The organism is Actinomycetota bacterium, assembly GCA_030776725.1.
In the GTDB taxonomy this organism is placed as follows: Bacteria; Actinomycetota; Nitriliruptoria; order Nitriliruptorales; family JAHWKO01; genus JAHWKW01.
This window is the reverse complement of sequence record JALYHG010000282.1, coordinates 1-4928: the sequence shown is the minus strand read 5'-3', so window position 1 is coordinate 4928 and position 4928 is coordinate 1. Positions and strand designations below refer to the sequence as shown.

The 4928-nt window shown below is 73.3% G+C and carries 5 protein-coding genes; 1 reads left to right on the top strand and 4 read right to left on the bottom strand.

Features of this window, described 5'->3' with window-relative positions:
- Positions 1-251: 251 nt before the first annotated feature.
- On the bottom strand, positions 252-1580 hold the full coding sequence (locus tag M3N57_13550; protein ID MDP9023692.1) for an N-acetylmuramoyl-L-alanine amidase: 1329 nt from the start codon (positions 1578-1580) through the stop codon (positions 252-254).
- Positions 1581-1688: 108 nt separating this feature from the next.
- Here M3N57_13550 and M3N57_13545 point away from each other — a divergent pair, with 108 nt between their 5' ends.
- Positions 1689-2612, top strand: a complete 924-nt coding sequence (locus M3N57_13545; protein ID MDP9023691.1) for a 1-phosphofructokinase family hexose kinase — start codon at positions 1689-1691, stop codon at positions 2610-2612.
- A 30-nt stretch (positions 2613-2642) separates the two neighbouring features.
- Here M3N57_13545 and M3N57_13540 read toward each other — a convergent pair whose 3' ends face one another.
- The 3 genes from M3N57_13540 to M3N57_13530 form a co-directional block, all read right to left on the bottom strand.
- The gene (locus tag M3N57_13540; GenBank protein MDP9023690.1) at positions 2643-3797 is read right to left on the bottom strand and encodes an alkaline phosphatase family protein; all 1155 of its coding nucleotides are present in this window, start codon (positions 3795-3797) and stop codon (positions 2643-2645) included.
- Positions 3798-3846: 49 nt separating this feature from the next.
- Entirely contained in the window at positions 3847-4620 is a 774-nt protein-coding gene (locus M3N57_13535) for an NTP transferase domain-containing protein (GenBank protein MDP9023689.1), read from the bottom strand.
- Positions 4617-4928, bottom strand: a 312-nt coding sequence (locus tag M3N57_13530; GenBank protein ID MDP9023688.1) for a formate/nitrite transporter family protein, incomplete at its 5' end; no start/stop codon positions are given. The genes M3N57_13530 and M3N57_13535, both read right to left, overlap by 4 nt.

The window sequence follows — 4928 nt, the reverse complement described above, 5'->3', positions numbered from 1 at the left end:
ATCACCGCCCCGTTGGAGTACGCCGAGAAGGGCGCCAGTTCAAGCGGCACCTGCGCGGAGGCGCCCGGCGCCCCCAGTGCCAGAAGGGCGACCACCCCGGCGATGGCCGTGAGGCGCTTACGGATACGTGAGCCCATAGTGAGTACTCCCTAGCTCAGGGCCGGGGTGAGGGGCGCCCCCTGGCATGACCCAACTTCCGCGCCGCGCAGCACACGGCGCACAAGCCTGACAACGATCGCGGTGCTGGCGGGTTACGCGGATGACCCCATCACCCGGCCTCCGCCATCGGATCGCGACCCGTACCGTAGACGGGTCGACCCCGCCATCGCCAGCAGAGCCAGCTGCAGCGCGCTCCGCGGCGACAGGCGCAGGCCCGGCTGCGTAGCGGGGAGCCCAGCGCCGACCGCTGAGATGTCGGTTCCGTCGGCTGCGAACGCGGTCGGCCCGGCGGCCAGCAGCGGTGGGCCGTCCGGCCACGCGGCGGCCAACTCGGCGGCGCGCTCGCGGACGTCACCCAACACGGCGTACAGGTGGCGTCCCGGGCACGAGGTGTTGGCGGCCGTCTCGAGGTGGCCGGAGACGACGGGGAGCGTCACGGTCGACCCCGGTTGGTGCCGCGACAGCTTGGGGCTGACGTCGGTGGACGTCACCACGTCGGTCCATCCCACCGGGTCCAGGTTGTGGACGGCGGCCTTCCACGCGATCACCCGGGCCAGCCCCTCCAGGGCCGGGGCTGGGACCGGCTTCTTGTCGAAGTCACCGATGACCGACACGCCCACCGAGTGGTCGTTGAAGCCGGAGGCGTGCGCCCCGATCACGGGTCGTTCGACCCCGCCGGCGCGGCCTTCGAAGACCCGCCCGTACTGGTCGACCAGGAAGTTGTACCCGATGTCCGACCAGCCCCGTTGTCGCACGTGGAACAGGCAGATGGCCCGGACCACGTCGTCGGCCTCTTCCGGCGCGTAGCTGGGGAAGATCGCGGTGTGGTGAACGTACGCCATCTGCACGTCGGTGGCGTACCGGGCTGGCTTGCGCGGTCGGCACTCTCCGTTGGGATCCCAGTCGCTGCGTGAGACGAACTCGGGGGTGGCCGGGGCGGCGTAGGCAGCGCCCGGACGGCCGAGCGGGTCGTACGCCAGGCCAGCGTCCCCGTCCATGCTGATGCGGGTGACGTCCAGCGCCGGCGTGTCGCCGCGGACCCGGAACTGGAACGCCTGGACCTGGCCGAGCCAGACCGGCTCGGAGCCGGTGTCGTGGTCACCGTCGGCGTCGACCTCGACCGGGAACCACGGGCCCCACCCGCCGGTGTCACGCCCGCGGACCTGGAGCTCGATCTCGGCCGGAGCGTCCCAGTCGGCACCGACCAGAACCGCGTGCTGCTGCACCGCCGTTCCGTGGTGCCAGCCGTCAGCGTCCGCCGCGGCCCACGCGTCGACCGTCAGCGACCGCACCTGGCTCGTGGGTGCGTCGCCGGGTGGCGATGGCCGCCCCGGCAGGCTCAGTGCGGCGGCGACGGCCAACAGCGTGGTGACGCGGACGATCGTCCACGTCGACGTCCGGGCGGTTGCCCGATCGGGCACGTGTGGCTCCCCCCGTCGCGGACCGGGCATGCTAACGGAGCGCGCGCGTCGAGGCAGGGCACGGTCTGGAGCGCCCGGCGTCGCCGCACGCTGCGGGAGGCCACGGCTATGACGAGCATCGCCACGCTCACGTTGAACCCGGCGTTGGACAGCGCCACGCACGTCGACCGGGTCGTCGCCGACGAGAAGCTGCGCTGCACGCGGCCCGAGGTCGAACCGGGTGGCGGCGGGATCAACGTCGCGCGGGTGGTGGGCCGGCTCGGGGGGAGCGCCGTCGCGGTGTACCCGGCCGGCGGCCCTCCTGGCCGACAGTTGCACGAACTCCTCGAGGAGGAAGGCGTCGACAGCCGCCCGGTCACCGTCGGCGAACCCACCCGGACCAACCTGCACGTGTCGGAGTCGGACACCCCGTCCCAGTACCGCTTCGTGATGCCCGGCGGCAGCCTCGCCGAAGACGAGTGGCGCCGCTGCCTGGCCGCGGCCACCGCGCTGGGGGCTCGCTACCTCGTCGCCAGCGGCAGCCTCCCGCCCGGTGTCCCCGAGGACCTGTACGCCCGCATGGTCCGCGAGGCGCCCGACGACTGCCGGGTCGTGGTCGACACGTCCGGGGCGCCCCTGCGTGCGGTCGCCAACGCCGGGGCGTACCTGCTCAAACCCAACGCCAGCGAGCTCCGCGACCTGTGTGGGGACCTGCCTGAGGAAGCCGACCTCGAGCGTGCCGCCGAGGACCTCGTCGACTCGCGAGCCGCTGACGTGGTGCTGCTGTCGCTCGGTGCCGGCGGGGCGTACCTGGCCGTGCGGGGGGAGGAAGGCCGTGCCCTGCGGGCCCCGACCGTGCCGATCCGTAGCCGGGTCGGTGCCGGCGACAGCATGGTCGGTGGGATCGTGACCGCCCTGGCGCGCGGCTGGGATCTGGTCGAGGCGGCCCGGTTCGGGTTGGCGGCGGGCGCGGCGGCGGTGATGACCCCCGGCACCCAGCTCTGCCGCCGCGAGGACACCGAGCGGCTCTACGAACGCGAACACCACGAGTGACCGACCCCCGTGACGCCGACCGGGTCGGGTTCAGGCCACCACGACCAGCGGGACCAGCCGCTCAGCGTCGGTGAGCGCCCCGTGGTGGCCGACCAGCTCACGCTGCTGGGGGTCGACGTGCTTCTGCACGATCGCGATCGCGTCGGTGGCGACCGCGACGACGTCCCCGATCCGCCCGCGGACCCGATCGGGGACGTGGGGGCCGTACCAGCCGGCCTGCACGGCTTCCTCCCGCGACACCACCGCGGCGACGGCCCCCAGTTGCGATCCCCACGCGGCGAGCACCGTGCTGGCGGCGCCGGGTTGCGTGTGGACGTGGCGGCACCGCGGCTCCCCGGCCAGCACACGCACGCCTTCCATCAGCTCCGGGTGGTCGGTCACCTCCACCTGCCGGGCCCGGGGGACGTCGACCATCCCGTGGTCGCCGGTGACCATCAGGAGCGTGGCGTCGGGCAGCTCGTGCGCGAGCCGTGCGACGAGGGCGTCGATCCGCGCCAGCTCGCGTCGCCACTGAGCGCTGTTCACGCCGTGGATGTGCCCGACGCGGTCGAGGCCACCGTGGTAGGCGTAGACGAGCCGACGTTCGGCGGCTGCCAGCGCCCCGAGCGTCAGCGTCACCAGGTCGGCGGGCGTGTCGGCCTCGACCTGCACGGCGCCGCGCATGATCGCCCGCGACAACCCCGATCCGGCGTGCTTGGAGGGTCCGACCGCCACGGGACGCAGCCCCGCGGCGGCGGCCCGCTCGAACACGGTCGGTGCCGGCTGGAACGCCTCGGGGACGACCGTCTCGTCCAGGTGCACCCGTGGTCCCACGCCGTGGAGCTTCCACGCCAGGACGTTCATGGGACGGGTGTGGTCCGCCAGTGCCACGGTCGCCCCGGTCAGGCCGTGGACCCCGGCCGGGCGGCCGGTCCCGATCGCTCCCAGGCTGGCGGCGGTGGTCGTGGGGAAGGCGGCGTCGAGGGGGTCGGAGCGGGCGGCGCGGTGCAGGAACGGGGCCAGGTCGGCGTGGGCGGTCAGGGCCTCCCATCCGAGCGCATCCACCACCAGCAGGCACACCCGCGCCGCCGACGGCAGGCTGATCACGTCGGGCTCGTCGGTCACCCCGGTGGCGCGCAGGAGCGCACAGCCGAGGTCGGCCAGGGACGCCTGCCCGTAGCGGGGCGCCGGCAGTGTGGCTGTCACGGGAACGCGACCTCCACATGATCCGGTGCAGACAGAACCTAACAGTCGTTCACGGCCGTTCGGGTCCGTGGACGTGGACGGTGATGTCGTCGGTCGCTCGGATTGCGTCGACCAGCCGCTCTCCGGGACGAACCCGCGCCCCCGGCCACACCACCGACCGCACCACCTCGCCTTCGATCACGGCGCCCTCCCCGATCACGCTCTCACCCCCCGAGGCGGCCAGGTTGGCAGCGAGGTACTCGCCGGGGGTCCCGCAGTCGAAGTACGCCACGGTGCTCTCGACGAGCTCGAGGCGGCCGGTGTCGGCGTGCGGCGCGAACACCGCCTGGTGCAACCCGAGCCGCTCCGCGGGGATGTCGCGGACCACCGTCCACGGCAAGACAGCCGCACCGCAGTAGCGCCGCCCGTCGAAGTCTGCCCGCGGGAGATCGCGGACGGTCAACAGCCGCACCCGTGACCGGTCCCAACCGGCCACGAAGCTGTCGAGGGCGTGCGGGTGGTAGACGTCGACGTTGAGCACCAGCACGTCTCGCCCGTCGACCCAGTCGCGCAGCTGACCGAGCGCCCCGGCGGTCCCCAGCGCCTGTGGCGCCTCGATCGAGACGTGCACGCCGCGCGCGGCGAGGTGGGCTTCGAGCTGGTCACGGCCGTGGCAGACGTTCACCGCGATCCGCTTGACGACGGGGCGGAGCCGGGCGAGGGCCCGGTCGACCAACGCGACGTTGTCGACCGGGCACAGCGCCTTGGGACGGACGTGCGTGAGCGGCCGCAGGCGCGTCCCCGCGCCGGCGGCCAGCACCACCCCGACCAGGTCGGAGGTCAAGCGGCGGCCTGATGCGAGGGACGGGCGCGTTCCTCGTCGACCTTCCGACGGCCGACCTGGACCAGACGCAGGGTGGTGATCAGCCCGACCCCTCCGATCAGGTTGCCGAGCACCGACCAGGCGAAGACGCCGAGCCAGTCGAGGTAGCCGAACGGGGCGCCGACGTGCAACGCGGCGAACATCTCCAGGGAGGTCACGATCGAGTGCAGCATCGGCGTGCCGGCCAGCAGGAACGCCGTCACGACCGCAGCGGTGAGCTTGCCGAGCATGGACCGGGTGCCCCGCTCCATCCAGGTCATCAGCGTCAT